This window comes from Patiriisocius sp. Uisw_017, from assembly GCF_047731265.1.
In the GTDB taxonomy this organism is placed as follows: domain Bacteria; phylum Bacteroidota; class Bacteroidia; order Flavobacteriales; family Flavobacteriaceae; genus Patiriisocius.
The window spans coordinates 883,884-904,341 of sequence record NZ_CP159835.1; the positions used below are offsets into that span (position 1 = coordinate 883,884).

13 protein-coding genes and 1 pseudogene are annotated in these 20,458 nt (G+C 36.0%); 5 read left to right on the forward strand and 9 right to left on the reverse strand.

Translation table 11 applies throughout. The features are described from left to right. Positions 1-76 precede the first annotated feature (76 nt). Both ABXT67_RS04030 and ABXT67_RS04035 read right to left on the reverse strand, forming a co-directional pair. A complete protein-coding gene (locus ABXT67_RS04030; RefSeq protein ID WP_415376003.1) occupies positions 77-1,615 on the reverse strand; it encodes a glycine--tRNA ligase in 1,539 nt (512 codons plus the stop codon). A 120-nt stretch (positions 1,616-1,735) separates the two neighbouring features. Further along, positions 1,736-3,961, reverse strand: coding sequence for an ATP-binding protein (locus ABXT67_RS04035; RefSeq protein ID WP_415376004.1), 2,226 nt, complete (start codon positions 3,959-3,961; stop codon positions 1,736-1,738). A gap of 189 nt (positions 3,962-4,150) precedes the next feature. Between ABXT67_RS04035 and ABXT67_RS04040 the strand changes: the two genes are divergently transcribed. The 4 genes from ABXT67_RS04040 to ABXT67_RS04055 all read left to right on the forward strand — a co-directional run bounded on the left by ABXT67_RS04040 (position 4,151) and on the right by ABXT67_RS04055 (position 9,070). Beyond that, positions 4,151-5,287, forward strand: coding sequence for a methionine aminotransferase (locus tag ABXT67_RS04040; protein WP_415376005.1), 1,137 nt, complete (start codon positions 4,151-4,153; stop codon positions 5,285-5,287). A 125-nt stretch (positions 5,288-5,412) separates the two neighbouring features. Continuing rightward, positions 5,413-7,629, forward strand: a complete 2,217-nt coding sequence (gene katG / locus ABXT67_RS04045) for a catalase/peroxidase HPI (protein WP_415376917.1) — start codon at positions 5,413-5,415, stop codon at positions 7,627-7,629. A gap of 191 nt (positions 7,630-7,820) precedes the next feature. Next, positions 7,821-8,288 (forward strand): ankyrin repeat domain-containing protein, encoded by a 468-nt coding sequence (locus tag ABXT67_RS04050; protein WP_415376006.1) that lies wholly within the window; start codon positions 7,821-7,823, stop codon positions 8,286-8,288. A gap of 2 nt (positions 8,289-8,290) precedes the next feature. Continuing rightward, positions 8,291-9,070, forward strand: a complete 780-nt coding sequence (locus ABXT67_RS04055; RefSeq protein ID WP_415376007.1) for an amidohydrolase — start codon at positions 8,291-8,293, stop codon at positions 9,068-9,070. Here ABXT67_RS04055 and ABXT67_RS04060 read toward each other — a convergent pair. Together ABXT67_RS04060 and ABXT67_RS04065 are read right to left on the reverse strand one after the other, a co-directional pair. Next, positions 9,057-10,619: an Ig-like domain-containing protein gene (locus ABXT67_RS04060; protein ID WP_415376008.1), complete on the reverse strand. Its 1,563-nt coding sequence runs from the start codon at positions 10,617-10,619 to the stop codon at positions 9,057-9,059. The two genes, ABXT67_RS04055 and ABXT67_RS04060, sit on opposite strands and share 14 nt — an antisense overlap. Before the next feature lie 144 nt (positions 10,620-10,763). Further along, positions 10,764-11,444 carry a ComF family protein gene (locus ABXT67_RS04065; protein ID WP_415376009.1) on the reverse strand — a complete coding sequence of 227 codons (681 nt, stop codon included), beginning with the start codon at positions 11,442-11,444 and terminating at the stop codon, positions 10,764-10,766. A gap of 74 nt (positions 11,445-11,518) precedes the next feature. On the opposite strand from ABXT67_RS04065, the gene ABXT67_RS04070 reads away from it, so the two are divergent. Beyond that, positions 11,519-12,403: a hypothetical protein gene (locus ABXT67_RS04070; RefSeq protein WP_415376010.1), complete on the forward strand. Its 885-nt coding sequence runs from the start codon at positions 11,519-11,521 to the stop codon at positions 12,401-12,403. 81 nt (positions 12,404-12,484) lie between these two features. Here the strand turns inward: ABXT67_RS04070 and ABXT67_RS04075 are convergent. The 5 genes and pseudogenes from ABXT67_RS04075 to ABXT67_RS04095 all read right to left on the reverse strand — a co-directional run bounded on the left by ABXT67_RS04075 (position 12,485) and on the right by ABXT67_RS04095 (position 20,451). Beyond that, positions 12,485-13,230, reverse strand: a pseudogene (locus ABXT67_RS04075) (succinate dehydrogenase/fumarate reductase iron-sulfur subunit). Between the two features lie 223 nt (positions 13,231-13,453). Continuing rightward, positions 13,454-15,469, reverse strand: a complete 2,016-nt coding sequence (locus ABXT67_RS04080; protein ID WP_415376011.1) for a fumarate reductase/succinate dehydrogenase flavoprotein subunit — start codon at positions 15,467-15,469, stop codon at positions 13,454-13,456. Positions 15,470-15,479: 10 nt separating this feature from the next. Further along, positions 15,480-16,175, reverse strand: a complete 696-nt coding sequence (locus tag ABXT67_RS04085; RefSeq protein WP_415376918.1) for a succinate dehydrogenase cytochrome b subunit — start codon at positions 16,173-16,175, stop codon at positions 15,480-15,482. A gap of 183 nt (positions 16,176-16,358) precedes the next feature. Beyond that, positions 16,359-17,561, reverse strand: a complete 1,203-nt coding sequence (locus ABXT67_RS04090; protein ID WP_415376012.1) for a T9SS type A sorting domain-containing protein — start codon at positions 17,559-17,561, stop codon at positions 16,359-16,361. A 40-nt stretch (positions 17,562-17,601) separates the two neighbouring features. Further along, the gene (locus ABXT67_RS04095; protein WP_415376013.1) at positions 17,602-20,451 is read right to left on the reverse strand and encodes a glycosyl hydrolase; all 2,850 of its coding nucleotides are present in this window, start codon (positions 20,449-20,451) and stop codon (positions 17,602-17,604) included. Positions 20,452-20,458 lie beyond the last annotated feature (7 nt).

A 20,458-nucleotide genomic window follows, 5' to 3' on the forward strand; every position in this document is an offset into this window, starting at 1 on the left:
TCTTAATAAAGAACCCGGATTCAAAAATACTTTTGAAACCGGGTTCTTTATTTTATCTTCTGTTAGAGCGAGATATTTAATGGTTTAACCAATGCTTTAGAGACAATGTCTTTTCGACTACGCTTCTAATTTCAACTATCGCAACACGCTCTTGTTCCATAGAATCTCTGTGACGAATGGTAACTGTGTTATCTTCTAATGTTTGATGATCAACAGTTACACAATAAGGAGTTCCATTTGCATCTTGGCGGCGATACCTTTTTCCGACTGCGTCCTTTTCATCATAAAAGACATTGTAATCCCATTTTAAATCTTCTATAATAGCATTGGCTATTTCAGGAAGTCCATCTCTTTTAATTAATGGAAACACCGCTATTTTTACAGGCGCAAGAATTGACGGTAATTTTAAAACAACTCTACTTGAACCATCTTCTAAAGCCTCATCCTGCAAAGCCGTACTAAATACTGCTAAAAACATTCTATCTAAACCTATACTGGTTTCAACTACGTAAGGGGTATAATTTTCTTTCAATTCAGGATCAAAAAATTGTAGCTTTTTACCACTGTGTTTTTCATGTGCCTTTAAATCAAAATCTGTTCTGGAATGGATTCCTTCTAACTCTTTAAATCCAAAAGGAAAATTAAATTCAATATCTGCCGCGGCATTTGCGTAATGCGCTAATTTATCATGATCATGAAAACGATAATTTTCTTTTCCAAGTCCTAAAGAAAGATGCCAGTTTAATCGCTCCTCTTTCCAATACTCATAATATTTCATTTCTTCCCCTGGTCTCACAAAGAACTGCATCTCCATTTGTTCAAACTCTCTCATTCTAAAAATAAACTGTCTTGCAACAATCTCATTCCTGAATGCTTTTCCTGTTTGCGCAATTCCAAACGGAATTTTCATACGCCCCGTTTTTTGAACATTAAGAAAGTTAACGAAAATACCTTGTGCCGTTTCAGGTCTTAGGTATAAATCTGTTGCACTTTCTGCTGAAGCACCCAGTTTTGTACCAAACATTAAATTGAATTGTTTTACATCGGTCCAGTTTTTTGAACCACTCACTGGGCAAGCAATTTCAAGCTCTTCGATTAATAGCTTAACATCCTGAAGATTTTCCTTTTCAAGAGAGCTCGCCATTCGGCTTAAAACTTCTGCCTTCTTTTCTTTATAGCCAATTACACGGGCATTTGTTGCAACAAACTCTTCTTCATTAAAAGCTTCCCCAAAACGTTTTGCAGCCTTATTGATTTCTTTTTGTGCTTTTTGCTCTAACTTCTCAGCATAGTCTTCTATTAAAACGTCTGCTCGATAGCGCTTTTTTGAATCTTTATTATCAATAAGCGGGTCATTAAAGGCATCTACATGCCCTGATGCTTTCCATGTAGTTGGGTGCATTAAAATTGCTGCATCTAAACCTACAATGTTCTGATGCATTTGCACCATGCTTTTCCACCAGTAATCTCGAATGTTTTTCTTAAGTTCTACCCCATTTTGAGCATAATCGTAAACGGCACTAAGTCCATCATAAATTTCGCTTGAACCAAAAATATACCCGTACTCCTTTGCGTGGGAAATTACTTTTTTAAATTTATCTTCATTGTTTGCCATAGCGCAAAAATAGAAAAATATGCATCCATTGTATGTGCTTGTTGTTGAATTTTTCCAAGGAAATAAAGTAGTTAGTGAAACCGGAAGAAGGTGATTTATTATTCCAATAAAAACAAGTGCCTATATCGCCTCCTTTTGAAGACTTCTAGACGAAGTCATATTATCAATTATAGTGCTTATAAATTTGTTGCTATCATAAGGTTTTACAATAATATCGTCCATACCAGCAAGGTAAATCTCATTTCTCACTTCTTCAATTTCTACAGCAGTTAATGCAATAATAGGTATTTCTTTATTAAATTTTCTAATGGCAATGGTTGCCTCAAACCCACTTCTTACCGGCATATTTAAATCCATGAGAATAAGATCATAGGAATTATGTTTTATCTCATTCGTCACTTCAACGCCATTTTCAGTAATGGTACAATGAATTCCTTTCTTCTCTAAAATCTTCTTCGTAACAATTTGATTAATTCTATTATCCTCTGCAATTAAAATACGTTTTCCCTTAAGGAAGGAACTATCCACTATTTTTGTTTCGTTAAGGGCTATTTGCTTTTCTAGAACTTCATATTCTAATTCAAACGAAAAGGTAGCTCCCTTTCCTGGATCACTCTTTAATTCTATCTCAGAACCCGAAAGGTTCAATAATTTTTTTACAATTGGCAATCCTAAACCTGTGCCCTGATAGGCATAGTTTAGATTTTCAACTTGGGTAAATTCATCAAAAATCGTTGCGTGCTTTTCTTTTGCAATTCCAATACCAGTGTCTTCAATTTCGAATCGTAATGATATTTTGTCTTGAAGTTTTTGTTCTTTTTTAACTCTTATGATAATGGATCCGTTTTCAGTAAACTTGCAAGCATTTCCCATTAAATTCATTAAGACTTGTGAAAGCCTTACTGAATTTCCTTTTAATTGCACTGGAACTTCAGTATCAATTTCCATCTTGATCTTATTCTTATTTTGCAAACGCATATATTCAAAAGAGCATAATATGCCCTGAATAAGTTCTCTTAAATCAAAAACATTCTCTTTGTGTTGCATGCTATTAGAGTCAATTTTATTAATCTGTAAGACATCATTTATGAGCGCTAGCAAATAGTCTGCAGAAAACTTAAGAGAACTTAAATCTTTTTTGTGGTCTTTTAACCTTTCATCTTCCAATAAAATAGTACTCAACCCAATAACACCATACAAAGGAGTTCGTAATTCGTGACTAACGGTAGAGAAAAATGTACTTTTTACTTTTGATAAATGTTCTGACTTTTCTCTAGCTTCTAGATATTCTTGATTTTTAACCTTGAGCGCTTTGTTCAACTCTTTACGTTTTTGATATGCTAGATATAAAATAACAAATAGTAAAAAACCTAAGGCACATAAAAATATTAAAACGTTATTTAATTTATTTTTATTATTTGCTATTTGCTCTTGTAATTTTAAATTTTGTTCTGCCTTTTTTATGTCTTCTTGGTATTGCTGTAATTGATATTTTGCAGCTATTGCTTCAGACTGGAGACTCTCTTCTTCTATAATATTTTCTTCAAAAAGTTCTTGATACAAAAGGCTATGTTTGTAAGCTTTTTTATTTTTATTTAGAGCCGCTAGACCAATTGAATATTGGCGATGTGCCTCAGCCAAATCTATAAGATATTGCTTACTCGTCTCGCTATTTATAGCTTTTAGCGAAAACTTGTTTGCCTTAGTATACTCTTTCTTGTGAAGATAATAGGAAGCCCAAAAATTATTAATACTTGCCGAATAACTCTTATCTAAAATACTTTCTAATTGCGTTAGTTTTTGAATATATGGGTAAGCCAGCGAATATTCTTCTTCTTCAAAACAATTAATTATTGTATTAAAATACGCTTTTGCTAAACCAATAGAATCATTGGCTTGCTTAAAAAGTTCAATAGATTCTTTATGAAGGTTTAATCTTTTATCAAAATTTGAATTGGTATAAGAATATAAATTTGCGAGATCCATTTTGATCTCAGCATTACTGTTTAAACTTCCAGAAAGTTGAGCATATTTTATCGCATTTCTAAAGTTACTTTCGGCCAGAACCGTATCGTTCATTATTAAATAATCATAACCTAGATAACGATACCCTTTGTATATATATTTTGCGTCACCAATTTGAAGTGCTTTTTCTAAAATTTGAATATTTATCTTCAACGACTCAACATAATTTCCCTTTTTATAATTATCAGAGGAAGAATCTAACAAAACTTCCAATAACGCGCGTTGGTCTTTAATGGACTTAAACCCGTTATCCATATCCCTTTGAGAAAAAAGAACGAACGGAATAAGAAAGAAACTTATGAGTATAAAGTTAGGTTTCATTTGGGGGTACCTAAATTGTGTTTAATGTGAAAATACATAAGAAAAATGACAAAACGACTAAAATACTAAACTTTAACGATAATAACGAGCTGTTTAACGATTTTTAATGTGGTTTTTATCAGAAACAACTTTAGTGTTTCCTGCACTGTTCCTCATAAAAGGAACTATATTTAAATCAAAATTTTTTTTATGAACACTAAATTACCAAATATTCCACCCTCAATTTTTAGCGTTATGAGCAGAATGGCGACAGATCACAACGCTATAAACCTCTCACAAGGCTTTCCTAATTTTGAAAGTGACCCAGCACTTATAAAAAATGTCAATAAGGCCATGAATAGTGGTTATAATCAATATGCGCCTATGCCGGGAGATATGGGTTTGAGAGAGATAATTGTAGCAAAAACGGAAAAACTGCACTGCAAAAAATACAACCCAAAAACTGAAGTTACTATTACTGCAGGCGCCACACAAGCTATTTTTACAGCAATTGCTGCTACCATTTCAATGGGTGATGAAGTATTGATTTTTACTCCTGCCTATGATTGCTATGCTCCTACGATTGAATTATTTGGAGCAAAAGCCATTGCCATACAACTACAAGCTCCCTATTTTAAACCAGATTGGGAACTGGTAAAGTCAAAATTAACTAATAACACTAGAATGATCATAATTAACAGCCCACACAATCCAAGTGGAATGTTATTTACCACTGAAGATATGTTGGATCTTCAAAATATTGTAGTGGCCAATGACCTACTTTTAATAAGCGATGAAGTATATGAGCACATTATTTTTGACGGAAAGCAACATGAGAGTGCTGCCCGTTTTTCAGGATTATCTGAAAGGGCTTTTATTACTGCAAGTTTTGGAAAAACATTTCATAATACAGGATGGAAAATGGGCTATTGTTTAGCACCTCAAAACTTAATGGCAGAATTTCAAAAAGTACATCAATACAACGTGTTTTGTGTAAATCATCCTTTTCAAAAAGCACTTGCTACTTATATGGAAGATGAAAAAACCTATCTTAGCTTGCCTAAATTCTACCAAGAAAAAAGAGATTATTTCATCACACAACTTCAAGATTCACGTTTTAAAATAATCCCGTCTCAAGGCACCTACTTTCAATTACTTGAATATTCTCAAATTACTACCGAAAGCGATATTACTTTTGCTGAAAAACTTACTAAAGAATTCGGTCTGGCCACGATTCCAACATCTGTATTCAACAACAATAAAGAAGATTTCAAACAACTTAGAGTGTGCTTTGCTAAAACAAATGAAACCATTGACGCTGCGTGCAAAATTTTAAATTCGATATAACAATACTATCAAAACAAATCCCTCTATAAGTTTTATCAATTACTCAATCTAAACTTACAATTAGCATTCTCCCTCTAAAAAGACAATAATCTATATATTAGTACCCTAATTAAATTTAAACAATGATGGAGCACAATAATGAAAACGGCGACGTATTAGAAATCAATAATGATGATATGAGTAAATGTCCTTATTTTGGTGGAGTACAAAGCCAATCTGCAGGAGGTGGAACCAGAAATAATGATTGGTGGCCTAACAGATTAAACTTAAACATTCTAAGACAGCACGCAACAAAATCTGATCCAATGGACAAAGGTTTTGATTATGCTGAGGCTTTTAAAAGTCTCGATTTTAAAGCGCTCAAGAAAGATGTGATGGATTTAATGACAGATTCTCAAGACTGGTGGCCTGCAGATTATGGTCACTATGGAGGTTTTTTTATTCGTATGACTTGGCATGCCGCAGGTACCTACAGAGTAACAGATGGTCGCGGTGGTGGTAACACAGGTAATCAAAGATTTGCGCCAATTAACAGCTGGCCGGACAATGGTAACCTTGATAAAGCTAGATTATTACTATGGCCCATCAAACAAAAATATGGTAGGAATATTTCTTGGGCAGATTTACTAATCCTTGCAGGAAATAGTGCTTTAGAGTCTATGGGCTTTAAGACATTTGGTTTTGCAGGAGGTCGCCCAGATATCTGGGAACCAGAACAAGATATTTATTGGGGATCTGAGACAGAATGGTTAGGAAACGAATCTCGTTATAAAAAAGAAGGCCAATTAGAAAAGCCTTTAGCTGCAGCCCACATGGGCCTTATTTATGTGAATCCAGAAGGACCTAATGGAGAACCAGATGTATTAGGTTCTGGTCACGATATTAGAGAAACCTTTGGCCGTATGGCGATGAACGATGAAGAAACTGTAGCATTGGTTGCAGGAGGTCACACTTTTGGAAAAGCCCACGGCGCTGGAGATGCAGACTTAGTAGGGGTTGAACCAGAAGGTGGTAAAATTGAAGCACAAGGCCAAGGATGGTTAAGCACCTATAAAAGTGGAAAAGGTGCAGATACCATTACGAGCGGTATTGAAGGCGCTTGGACACCAAATCCAACGCAATGGGATCACGATTATTTTGAAGTCCTGTTAAATTACGACTGGGAATTAACAAAAAGTCCAGCCGGAGCTCATCAATGGACGCCAACAGCAGCTTCAAAAGCACGCATGGCACCTATAGCAGATGATGCTTCAAAAACACAAGCATTAATGATGACTACTGCAGATATTGCACTCAAAAAAGATCCTATCTACGCAAAAATATCAAAGAACTTCTACGAAAATCCAAAAGAATTTGAGGATGCTTTTGCACGTGCTTGGTACAAACTAACGCATCGTGATATGGGGCCTGTTTCTCGTTATTTGGGGCCTGAAGTTCCAAGTGAACAACTATTATGGCAAGATACGATTCCAACAAGCACAACCTCTTTAAATGAGGAAGACGTTACCGAACTTAAAAAACGTTTACTAGCTTCTGATTTATCAATATCGCAGTTAACAACTACTGCTTGGGCATCTGCCGCTACTTATAGAGGTTCAGATATGCGCGGTGGCGCAAATGGCGGACGCATTAGATTAGCTCCACAAAAAGATTGGGAAGCAAATAATCCTGCTGAATTAGCAAAGGTATTGACTGTGTTAGAAGGAATTCAAAACGAATTTATAGGCACTATTTCAATGGCAGATTTAATTGTTCTTGGAGGAGTTGCTGCCATTGAAGAAGCAGCCAAAAATGCTGGACATAGTGTTTCTGTTCCTTTTACCTCTGGAAGAGGCGATGCAAATCAAGAACAAACTGATGTAGCCTCTTTTGCACATTTAGAGACTGTTGCTGATGGTTTTAGAAATTATTTAAAAGAAAATCAAGAACTTTCAGCAGAGCAATTGCTCGTTGACAAAGCACAATTATTAACCCTTACAGTTCCAGAGATGACGGTACTTGTTGGAGGGATGCGAGCTTTAAGAACAAATTACAATCAATCTAACCACGGGGTTTTTACAGATAAAAAAGATTCGCTGAGCAATGATTTCTTTGTGAATATTTTAGATTTGAAAACTACTTGGAAAGCAGTTGATGCTTCTGAAAATGTATTTGAAGGTAGAGATCGCGCTACTAATACGTTTAAATATACTGGAACAAGAGCAGACTTAATATTTGGTTCAAACTCAGAATTAAAAGCGATTGCTGAAGTATATGCTTCTTCAGATGCTGGCGAAAAATTTGTACACGATTTTATCGCAGCTTGGACTAAAGTGATGAATTTAGATAGATTTGATTTATAATCTTTCTAAATTTAGAAACTAAACAAGAAGTAAACAGCGTTGCACGATTTTGTGACGCTGTTTTTTTATGATTATATTACAATAAATTGACGAATAACAAATTTTAATACAAACGGAGCTATTCATTTGGGCGCTGCAACGCTTGCGCTGAGTGAAGTCGAAGCGTCCTATTTCTTAAACATCATGTACAAATGAAAGATCAATTATTTAAAGCAATTCGTGAAGAAAATCTTGCAGTGGTTTCTAAAATAATAACTGCGGAGCCTCTTTTAGTTCTTGAAAAAGATGCACGCGGCTCTACTCCATTATTACTAGCAACCTACTATGGTTATGCAACTATTGCTGCTGAAATAATGAAGCACCCACAAGATATTAATACACAAGACGCCTCAGGAAATACGGCCTTAATGGGTGTTTGTTTTAAAGGGTATGCTGCAATTGCTAAAATGCTAATTAATAAAAGAGCCAATGTTAACGTTAAAAACTCGAACGGAGCTACTGCACTAATATTTGCTGCAACATTTAATAAAGTTGAAATCATTAAAATGCTTCTTAAAAACGGTGCAGATAAAGAAATTAAAGACGACCGAGGAAACACAGCACTTACCCACGCAAAAATGCAAGGAGCTAAATCAATTATTGAAATTTTAGAACCTTAGGAATGGAGGAAGCACTTAAAGTAACGCTTGTACAATCTCATCTCTACTGGGAAAACCCTATAGCTAATCGCGACCATTTTTCTGAAATTTTAAGCTCAATCAAAGAAGAAACACATCTAATTGTATTGCCAGAAATGTTTACAACGGGGTTCACCATGAATGCCGAATCTGTTGCTGAAGAAAAAAATGGCCCCACCTTTTTATGGCTGCAAACCGAAGCAAAGAAAAAACATTCAGCGATCACTGGAAGTATTGTTATTAAGGAAAATGGCCTCTATTATAATAGACTTTTTTTCGTGTTTCCAGACGGCAGTTTTAAAACCTATAATAAGAAACATACATTTACACTAGCCGGCGAACACGACGTTTATACTGCCGGTCGAAACCATACCATTATAGACTATATGGGGTGGAAAATATGCCCTTTAATTTGTTATGATTTACGTTTTCCCGTTTGGGCTCGAAATGCACACGACTATGACCTCTTACTATATGTTGCCAATTGGCCAAAAAAACGAGTATTGGCTTGGGACGTGCTTTTAAAAGCGAGAGCTATAGAGAACATGAGCTACACAATTGGAGTGAACAGAATAGGTTTAGACGATACCGGTCACGAATACCTTGGACATTCTGCCGCCTACGATGTTTTGGGAGAACATATTTCCACAACTAGTTTTGAAAAACCGTTTGTTGAAACTATTTCTCTTTCAAAAAACCACATTCAAACAAACCGAAAACATCTTCAGTTTTTGAATGATCGAGACGAATTTACTCTAGCATAAAGGTTTCAATAAAACTGAAATTAGATCTTAATTCGATGATAGTAGGATAATAAATAATTCTTTCTGGCGCTTTCCTAGACAGAAAATCTCCCGTGTCCCATTTTTTATTTTGATTCGAATCTAGTATCAAGCGAATAAAATAATTCCCTGGATCGATATTTTCAAAAAGTATCAAAGTTTCACTTTCAGTATATTTAGAATCTATTATCTTAAACTTATCGTCCACCAATTCAACGATATATGGAAAAGATTGAGCATTTTCTAAATTGAGTTGTATCGAAGCAAATTCACTAGCAGCTTTTACTTCTTGTCTAAACACAACTGAATCATTGATATTTCCGAAGAAATCCGCTACCGCTCCTTTATTTAAAGTGACTTTATAGCGCTCCTCTTCGACTTTTTCAAATTGAACCCGTATATTATTTAATTTATAATTAAGCGATACATCAAAAGGAACTGGAATAGTATCTGCCATCTTTACTTCAATTTTTGTGTCATCAACTAAAGAAAGAGGAGTGTTTAAAAAAAGTTGCAGCGTATCTTTCATAGCTACATTCCCGTTTTTTATAGGTTTTAGCATCAACGAATCCGAAAACAACTCTCTAAAACGTAATGTGAATGTATCTATGTCTATCTTATTTCTTGTTTCAAAGACAATAGAATCTGAAAGTGCTTCCGTTTTGAACCAAAAGTTTAAAGTATCGCTGTCAATTTCTTTTTTTATGAGATATTCAAAGTCGTCTGGCAGCTCAGATAATACTTTTATTTTAAGGCTATCTCCATTTCCTTGATACCCAAAAATTATCCTATTCTTACTTTCGAGTTTTGGCCTCGTTAATTTAAATTTTGGTATTTCTTTAAAAAGTTTTACTTCAAAAACCTCTTCCGTAGGCAGTGAAATTGGCTCACTATAAAACCCAATTTTATCACTTAATGGCTGAAAAGTATAATTGGCCCCTGTTTCTTTTAACGCAATTAATTGATACGTCCCTTCTTTGAGATTACTCAGTTCAAATTCATTTGACTCCCCTAAAGTTGTCGTTATATAGACTGGCTTTTCAGTAAATACGAGTGAATCTTTATATGCCTCGTCTATTTCATAAAGCATTACTGTCGTTGGAAATTCTGGAGACAACAATAAAGCATCACTTATGATCCCTTTTAATTTTAAACTGTCTATATACGTTCCTGTTGAAAACACATACTTAAAATTCGCAAAAATATTTTCCTCGTTATTATCAACAATGCTGTTTCCAAAATTGAAAGAATAGGTGGTGTTTTCTCGTAGCGTATCTAAAATATTAATGCGAAGTTGCTTAGAAACATTAGTAGGTGTAATTACGGGTGGATAGGTTAACGGCGGCGAAATAAGAAGCTCCTTGGTAATGTCCTTTAATTTAATGTATTCGTCAAAAGTGATTTTGATTTGATCTTTATCAAAACTGGTGGTAAAGTTTTCAGGACTGTTCTTTATAATTACAGGAGCTATACTGTCTTTTAACCCGCCACTAGGATTTCCTTTTTTAGCACAATCTAGAAAAGAAAACATGAATAAAACTGCTATTGGAAAATAAAGCAGCTTGTGTGTCTTTGATGAATTACCTTTTTGCATAGTGGAGCAAAAATAAAGAAAGATTTTTTCCTAGATGTAAAATAGTTCATTCGAAAATATATTGAAGTATACTTGCTCAATTCAAGATGTAGTAATTGCAATCGTCGCAAAACTAATTTTACAATTAGCTGCATTTAAAAGTTGTGTTGCGCAGTTTTCTAAAGTTGCTCCTGTAGTGACAATATCATCCACCAGTAGCACATGTTTATTGGTAATTAATTCACTGTTTTCAACCTTAAAAATAACATCATCTTGAATGCGCTTCAATCTGCTTTTAAAAACTTGAGAATCTGTATGGATCGTTTTTAACAGCACATTTTCTAGATAAGGTACTTTTAGTGCAGTTGCTATTTCAGTACCAAAGCCAGTTACTTGATTATACCCGCGTTTACGTTGTTTTATTTTATGCAGAGGCACTGGAATTATAACATCAATGTCTTGATAAGAATTAATTTCAGCAAGTTCTGCTCCTAACCATTTTCCGAAAAAACTACTTATACCTTCTTGATTTCTATATTTGAGATTGTGTAAAAGCTCTTGCGTAATTCCTTTCTTCTCAAACTTTAGTAATGCTGTTGCGAGTTGTACATCAATCCTACCATAAAACATATTTTTCATTAAAGCGCTATTGTCTTTATGATGTCTTACAAGGGGTAAAATATGCCTGCATTGGATACATATCGTAGTTTCACCGGTAGATAAATTGGTATTACAGGCACTGCAAACTTTTGGGAATAAGATATTTAATAGAGATTTTAACATATTTTATAATTTCTTTTAGATAAATATTCTTGGAAGCACAGTAAATTTGATTATTATATATATAAACTAAATTTATGACTACTGAAACAACAAACAATGCCCGCTTTAAAGTTTTAATAGGAGTACTCTCTGCCCTATTGATTAGTCTTGCAGTATATACTTTCATTCTATTTAAAGAAAATAAAGAAACCGTAAGCAGCCTAGAAAAGGATAAAATTGAAATTGAATACGAACTTGAAAGTTTGATTCAAAACTATAATGAAATAATTCAAGATAACGAATTAAAAGATAAAGACCTTCTTGCGGCTAGAGAACGAATTGAAGTCTTATTGGACAGCGTTAAAGATGCCGAGGCTAATGTTTCATTAATCAAAAGGTATAAAGCCGAGATTGGTCGTTTAAAGGATGAACGAAAAAAGCTTTTCAGAAAGGCGGATAGTTTGATTTCAGCAAATCAGAGACTTACCACAGAGCGTGACAGCACACTATTAATTGCAGATGATGCGATTAGAGGAATAGATTCTGCCAATATGACCATTGAAAAAGTAACTAAACAATTAGAAAAAGCAGCTTTAATTGGTATTACTAACCTCAAAGGTGATGCTGTTATTGTTAGGAATACCGGAAAAATCGTAGATACTCCACGTGCAAGCAGAGCAGATAAAATAAGAGCTTGCTATACATTAGCTCCCAATGAACTGGCAGAAATCGGAGATAGAATGATCTACGTGCAAGTGATTAATCCAAACAATAACGTAATAGGAGAAAATGCTAAAATAACATTTGACAACGGTTTGTTAACCTATAGCGCCACCACCAATGTTTTCTTCGAAGGTCGAGCATTAGATGTTTGTACCCTCATAGATGGTTCTGAAGAAGATCTTATAGAAGGTAGTTATGTTATTAATGTCTTTGATAAAGGAAGACAGATTGGATCAACTAGGATAAATTTGAAGTAAGTATATATATATTAAAATCCCAAACCATAGCTTTTGTTATTTGGGATTTGTATTTCTTTGATTGTTACAACAATTAGAAGTTTATCCTTTCAAACTCGCTGACATATATTCTCTATTCATTCTAGCAATGTTTTCTAAAGAGATGCCTTTAGGGCACTCTATTTCGCAGGCCCCCGTATTTGTGCAGTTACCAAAACCTTCTTTATCCATTTGCTCTACCATATTCAAAACACGGGTAGATGCTTCTACTTGACCTTGAGGCAATAAAGCAAATTGAGATACTTTTGCTGCGGTAAATAGCATCGCACTAGCGTTTTTACACGCTGCAACACAAGCCCCACAGCCGATACAAGTAGCTGCATAAAAGGCGTCATCTGCATCGTGTTTATCTATTGGAATTGTATTTGCATCAATTGTATTACCAGAAGTGTTTACCGAAATATAACCTCCTGCTTGTTGTATTCTATCAAATGCACTTCGATCTACCATTAAATCTTTAACAACGGGAAATGCTTTTGCTCTAAAAGGTTCGATTACGATCTCGTCGCCATCATTAAACATACGCATGTGTAACTGGCAGGTAGTAACCAATCTATCTGGGCCGTGAGGTTCCCCATTAATTTGCAACGAACAGCTACCGCAAATTCCCTCGCGACAATCGTGATCAAAAACTACAGGCTCTTCTCCTTTATTATTTAAATCTTCATTCAACATATCCAACATTTCCAAGAAAGCATATCACCCTCAATCCCATCAATCGGGTAGGTTTGAATGCTTCCCTTGGCTTTTGCGTTGGCTTGTCGCCATATTTTTAGTGTCAATTTCATAATGTACTTATTATGTTATTTTGGTAGTAATCCTAAAAATGAACTACTTATAATTTTATTTTTGTTGAGAGGTTTGATTTAACCTTTATCTGGAATATCCCCTCTAAATCTGTTCCATTACTAGCAAGTTTCGCCTGTGGGTAAGCCTCCCTTTGAAGAGAGGTTGGCAGGATGTTTTGTCAATCGTATAATCAAAAAACCAAATCCAAATCCACTCAATATCCTATTTATAAGAACGTGTTTTCAATTCAATATTATCAAACACTAAATCTTCTTTATGTAAAACCGCATCTTTTGGTTCACCCTTATATTCCCAAGCTGAAACATATTTAAAGTTTTCATCGTCTCTCAACGCTTCTCCTTTTTGTTCTCCGCTTTTCTCTACACTTTCTTCACGATAATGTCCTCCAGCAGATTCGTTTCTGTCCAGCGCATCTTTGGCAAATAATTCTCCTAATTCTAGGAAATCTGCAACCCTACCTGCTTTTTCCAATTCTTGGTTTAGTCCATCATTAACACCTGGTATTCTCACATTTTCCCAAAAATCTTTACGCAGTTCTGAAATTTCATTAATAGCTGAAATTAGATCTGTTGCATTACGAGACATCCCACATTTGTTCCACATGATTTTCCCTAATTTCTTGTGGTAATAGTCAACTGAGTGTTGTCCTGAGGCATTCATTAATTTATGGATACGATCCTCAACATCTTTTTCTGCGGCATCAAATTCTGGTGTGTCTGTTGGTATTTTTCCGGTACTAATATCGTCAGACAAGTAATCTCCTATCGTATACGGCAATACAAAATAACCATCTGCAAGTCCTTGCATTAATGCAGAAGCCCCCAATCTGTTGGCTCCATGATCTGAGAAGTTACATTCCCCTGTTGCATACAATCCTTTAACGGTAGTCTGTAAGTTATAGTCTACCCATAACCCTCCCATCGTGTAATGCACCGCTGGATAAATCATCATTGGTGTTTTGTATGGATTCTCATCAACGATTTTCTCATACATTTGGAATAAGTTCCCGTATTTATTTTCTATTACGTCACGACCTAGATCGTAGACTTCTTTCTCTGTTGGATTGTGATTTCCGTGAATTAAAGCCTCTTCTTTTCCGTAGCGCTCTATGGCAGTAGCAAAATCTAGATATACAGCCTCTCCTGTTTTATTAACTCCATAACCAGCATCACAACGTTCTTTTGCTGCTCTTGAAGCAACATCACGAGGCACTAAGTTACCAAAGGCAGGATAGCGTCTTTCTAAATAGTAGTCTCTATCTTCTTCTGAAAGTTCGGTTGGTTTTTTCTTTCCAGCTTTAATAGCATCAGCATCTTCTTTATTTTTTGGCACCCAAATACGTCCATCATTCCGCAATGATTCAGACATCAAGGTCAATTTACTTTGATGATCTCCTGAAACTGGAATACAGGTTGGGTGAATTTGTGTATAACAAGGGTTTGCAAAGAAAGCACCTCTGCGGTGTGCTCTCCAAGATGCCGTTACGTTACTTCCCATTGCATTGGTTGAAAGGAAGAAAACATTTCCGTAGCCACCTGATGCCAAAACAACGGCGTGTGCTGAATGTCTTTCGATTTCACCAGTTACTAAATTCCGAGCTATAATTCCTCTTGCTTTTCCATCAACCTTAACAATGTCTAGCATTTCGTGACGATTAAAAGCTTCAATTTTACCACGGTTAATCTGGCGGTTCATAGCAGAATATGCCCCTAATAAAAGTTGCTGTCCTGTTTGTCCCTTCGCATAAAAAGTTCTTGAAACCAATACCCCTCCAAAAGAACGGTTGTCTAACAAGCCACCATATTCGCGAGCAAAAGGGACTCCTTGAGCGACACATTGATCGATAATATTTGCAGATACCTCAGCCAGACGATACACATTTGCTTCACGCGAGCGGTAATCACCTCCTTTTACAGTATCATAAAAAAGACGGTAGTTACTATCGCCATCTCCTTGGTAATTTTTTGCAGCGTTAATTCCGCCTTGAGCAGCAATTGAGTGCGCACGACGTGGCGAATCTTGATAGCAAAATGTTTTTACATTATAACCTAGCTCTGCTAATGTTGCTGCAGCACTACCTCCCGCAAGTCCAGTCCCTATAACGATAACGTCTATGTTGCGTTTGTTTGCTGGATTTACAAGATTGATTTTGTTTTTATAATTGGTCCACTTATCTGCTAGTGGTCCTTCAGGTATTTTTGAATCTAGTATAGACATAGCTTATTTTTTAATGTGGAAGTTGATTTAAGTGCAGGTATATCGCAATAAAAATGAATCCTACCGGAATCAATATTGAATATACTTTAGCAAACTTGGTAAGTGCGACAGCATATTTATTGTTAAACCCTACACTCTGAAAAGAGCTTGCAAACCCATGCCACAAGTGAATGGCTAATAACACAAATGAAATTACATAGAGTCCAACGCGTATTGGGCTCTCAAATTTAAGAACTGTTTCTTCATAATATCTAAATCCTGAAGCAGGATCATTAGGATCAATCAAACCAGACATATCTCCTGAAATATATTTTACAGACATTTCGTGAATCCAAAAATCATAAAAGTGCAATCCTAAAAAGGCTAAAATAACGAGGCCAGAAATAATCATATTTCTTGACGCCCAAGAAGCGTTTGCGCCTCCATTGTATTTTGCATAGCTTACGTCACGTGCTTTATAATTTTTAAGCTCTAAAATGAAACCCATTACAAAATGGAATACAACTCCTGCAATTAGAACTGGTTGTAATGCAAACTGTACTATGGGATTAGTACCCATAAATTGAGACCAAGAATTAAAGGTGTCTGGGTCAATTACCGAGGTTAAATTAATTGTAAAGTGCTGTCCTAAAAAGAAAACTAAGAACAAGCCCGAAAGCGCCATAGCAAACTTTCTAGCAATTGAAGAGGATATCATTCCCATTATGGATGTGTTTTCAAAATTTTAAATAACAAAAATACGGCTCAAAATGCTATTCGACAAGGATTCTTGTTATTTAGAATCAATCAAATATAAAAGACGGTTGAATACAAGCTTGATTTAAATTATTCACAAAAAAAACCATCTAAAAAATGGATGGTTCTTCTATTCAGTATAAAACCAAAGATATTAACGTACGATTAACTTCTTTTGAGCCGTTGCGCCATTTTGTTCTATTTGAACAATATAAATCCCTGTTTTGAGAGCGCTTACATCTAATGTATTATTTACAACCAAGGTATTAATAACTTGCTTCCCTAGCACATCAAAAACGGCAACCGCTATATTTCCTACTATTTGTGTTTTAATACTAACCATTCCTACGTTAGAAGGATTTGGGAATAGTGTGAAATCTGATAACACATTGTCATCCAATCCAAGTTCAGGCTCACCTTGGACAGAAAACATTCCAAACTCCGCATCTAGTGGGGTCGTATCACCAACTAAGGTTGCTTCTCCAGTGGTTAGATCTACCGTATAGATACCGCCTGTTCCACCACCTGTATACGCTGCCATATAGAGTGTGCCATCATCAGGATCGATCGTAGCATCTTGTGCAAAGCTAATATCAACATTTAAGGGCCCAATTGCTGTAGCTTCTCCAGTGGTCAAGTCTACACTGCTCAAAAAATCTGTGGAAATATCCCCAGCATAAGCATTCCCCTCGCTATCAATAACTAACCAAATACTTGTTTCTGTAAACATTTCTCCAACTTCTGACAAACTACCATCTGTTAAATCTACAGTATATAGAATGTTATTTGCTGTTAAATACATTGTTTCTGTTGTAAAATCATAGGCTAAACCTGTAGGAGTTGCATCTCCTGTATCTGGACCAATATCGCCTATTGTTGTATAAGAACCATCAGCACTATTTATAGAAACAATAGTTCTGCTTAGCGGATTTCCATCTGCATCATTTGAAAATTCCAAGGCATAATAATCACCATTTCTTGCAAAATCATCTGCGAAACATGTAATTCCATAAGGGTTTACTATTGAGTTGATTTCATCAAACGGTGCTGTACCACTTATGGTCCCATAATTATCATCGCCTCTAACATTCAAAACATAAAATTCAGAAGGAACTAGTCCTCTATTTGTGGAATCGAACCTATCCTGTTCTGCTCTTTGTTCCGCAAAATAAGCAAGCAATGCTGCTGTATCTGCTTCATTAAAATTTTGATTAATCACCATCATTTCTGGTAGCGGGGTATTTTTCAACGAATTATATTCAGAAAGAATTGTTGAAATATCGCGAGCTTGGCCTGCTGCTTGAAACAAAAAGCTAGACAGTAGCATAGCGCCAAATAAAGTCGTAATTTTTTTCATATTTAAAAAGGTTTAAAATTATACCTATAAATATATTAAATTATTTGATTCCAAAACTTTTTGAAACTGTTTTTTCATTCATTTTAACAGATACAATATAGCTGCCCGCGGGCAAGTAATAAAAACCGTTCTCTGCTTTTGAAACCGCTACCTCTTTATTTTTTAAAGCTTTTGATCCTTTTTCAGACATCGCATAATCATAATTTACCATATTTACTCCTTTTTCAACGTTTACGCTCCACTTTTTTAGCACTAGATCCTCTTCTGTTTTTATGGTGATTTCAGCCATACCAGAGGATGGCGCATATACTTGAAAACTAGCATTGGGAACAAAAGCATCGCCATATTGATTAAAACCAGTACTTCCCCAACGTCTTGAAGCAAGTGTTTCAGGGATTTGTGAAACCACCAAATCGTCCTTGTTTTGTGAAGATATTTCTTGAACTAACGATATATCTGCAATGTAAATTGACCTTCCGTGGGTTCCTACTACCAAATCACTCTCCCGTTTTTGAATCGCCAAATCGTGCACGGCAACATTTGGAATTCCTTCAGTAAACGCCTGCCAATTAGTCCCTTGATCAAAAGAAACATACAGCCCGTTATCACTCCCTGTATAGAGAACATTCTCATTTTTTGGATCTTCTATAATTACATTTATTGGAGATAATGGTAAATTGCTGGCGATAGGCGTCCACGTAGCACCATAGTTATCACTCTTATAAATGTATGGTTCAAAGTCGTCCCAACGATAGCCGTTTAAGGCAACATACACGCGTTCCTTTTTATGGGATGAAGCAATAACACGGCTTACCCATAAATCCTTTGGAAAGCTATTGGAAATATCCTGCCAGTTTGCGCCTCCATTTTTGGTTACATGTACCAGGCCATCATCGCTTCCGGCATACAAGAGTCCAAACTCAAAGGGAGATTCGGCTATACTTGTCAAAGTACCATAAGCCACATTTCCTTGTTTACCACCTGTTGTCAAATCTTTTGAAATCGCGGTAAAATCATCGCCTTGATTCATAGAGCGCATTAATTTATTGCCTCCTAAATATAGAATATCTTGATTGTGCGAGCTCAATAGAATAGGTGTTTGCCAATTGAAACGATAGGGTGTTTCGCCCAATTCATGTTTCGGTTGAATGTATTTTTGCTCGTTTGTTTTTCGGTTCAATCTAAAGTAATTTCCAAACTGAAATCCAGTATAAACAATATCACTATCTCGATTGTCTATTTGAATTTGCATTCCGTCACCACCCATAATAAACTCATAGGCATAAATCCCTGTTTGCATCCAGCCCGGGTTTTCTTCAGTATCGTGTGGCCCTACCCAAACGCCATTGTCTTGTAAGCCGCCGTAAACATTGTACGGTTCTTCATTATCCACATTAATAGCATAGAACTGCCCCACTGCTGGCTGGTTATTTTTGATCCAATTTTCACCATCATCATAACTTATATTCACCCCACCATCGTTTCCGTTAATAAGGTGTCCTGGTTTTTTTGGATTTATCCAAAGCGCATGGTGATCTGCATGGACATTGTTTGCTGAAATACTTTGAAAGGTTTTCCCGCCATCTTTCGATTTTAAAATGGGCACTCCATAAATATAAATTCCGTCTTTGTTATTTGGATCCACGTGGATTTTTCCGAAGTAATACCCATAGCTGTAATAAATGCCGTCAAGGAAACCATCATGTGTTTTTGCCCAGCTTTTACCTCCATCTGTACTCTTATAAACTTCGGTGCCTACTACCGGCGTATCAAAAAGCATGGCGTTAGCATCTTCAAGATAGGTCGCTAAATCTACTGGTTTTACCGTACCGCCGCGCACCATATTCTTGACATTCTCTGAACGGTATTTTTCTTGAAACCCGTTGTTTTTTAGATAGGTATTTAGTTTATCGTTGTCCAAGGCTAAAAACTGTGACGAGGACATTACTTTAAACTGGTCTTTAGACAACACATCACTATTTTTATCTTTTCCGCCTTCGTCTTTCCTTCTTTCTTGGTTATCATGAACCGCATATACGGTATTGGCATCAAAGACGGCAAGTCCTATTCTACCAACGTTTTCCCCGGTTGGGAAACCACTATTGGGTGTAGACACTTTTGCCCACGAATCTCCGCCATCTATGCTTTTATAAATAGCACTTCCGCTTCCATTTCCTCTAAAATTCCAGGCCTTGCGATCTTTATCCCAAGAAGAAGCATACATTAAATTGAAGTTATTGGGATCTGCATCCATTTCTATGATCCCGCTCTGATCGTCTACATACAAGGTTTGCACCCACGTTTTTCCGCCGTCTTTACTTTTATAAACACCACGCTCTTTATTGGTAGAGTACAAATGGCCTAAAGCCGAAACAACTAGCTCGTTTGTATTGTTTGGATTCAAGATGATTTTTGAAATATGGTGGCTGTCTTGCAGTCCCATAACATTCCAAGCAACCCCATTATCGCTTGATTGTAATAACCCAATACCTGCATAGCTCGAGCGAGAGGAATTAACCTCTCCTGTACCTACCCAAATCACCCCGTTTTTCCAATCTACGGCTAAACTCCCTACGTTTTGCGTTGGGCTGCTGTCTAAAATAGGATTAAAAGTGGTCCCGTTATTTTTTGTGTGCCAAACACCGCCACTTGCATATCCTACGTAAAATTCGGTAGGGTTGTTTGGGTTTACTGCCAGATCTACAACACGACCACTCATAATGGTTGGACCTATATTTTTGAACGGCAGGTTTTTTACGAGCGAAGTTTCTGCTAAGGTTTCTTTTTGCTGTAGTGCTTTTTCAACATCCATAGCTGATGTTGCAGGTTGCTGTGCATAAACCGTTGTTAAAACTAGAAAAGAAAATAAGGATAAAAAGAATGACTTCATTAGTGAG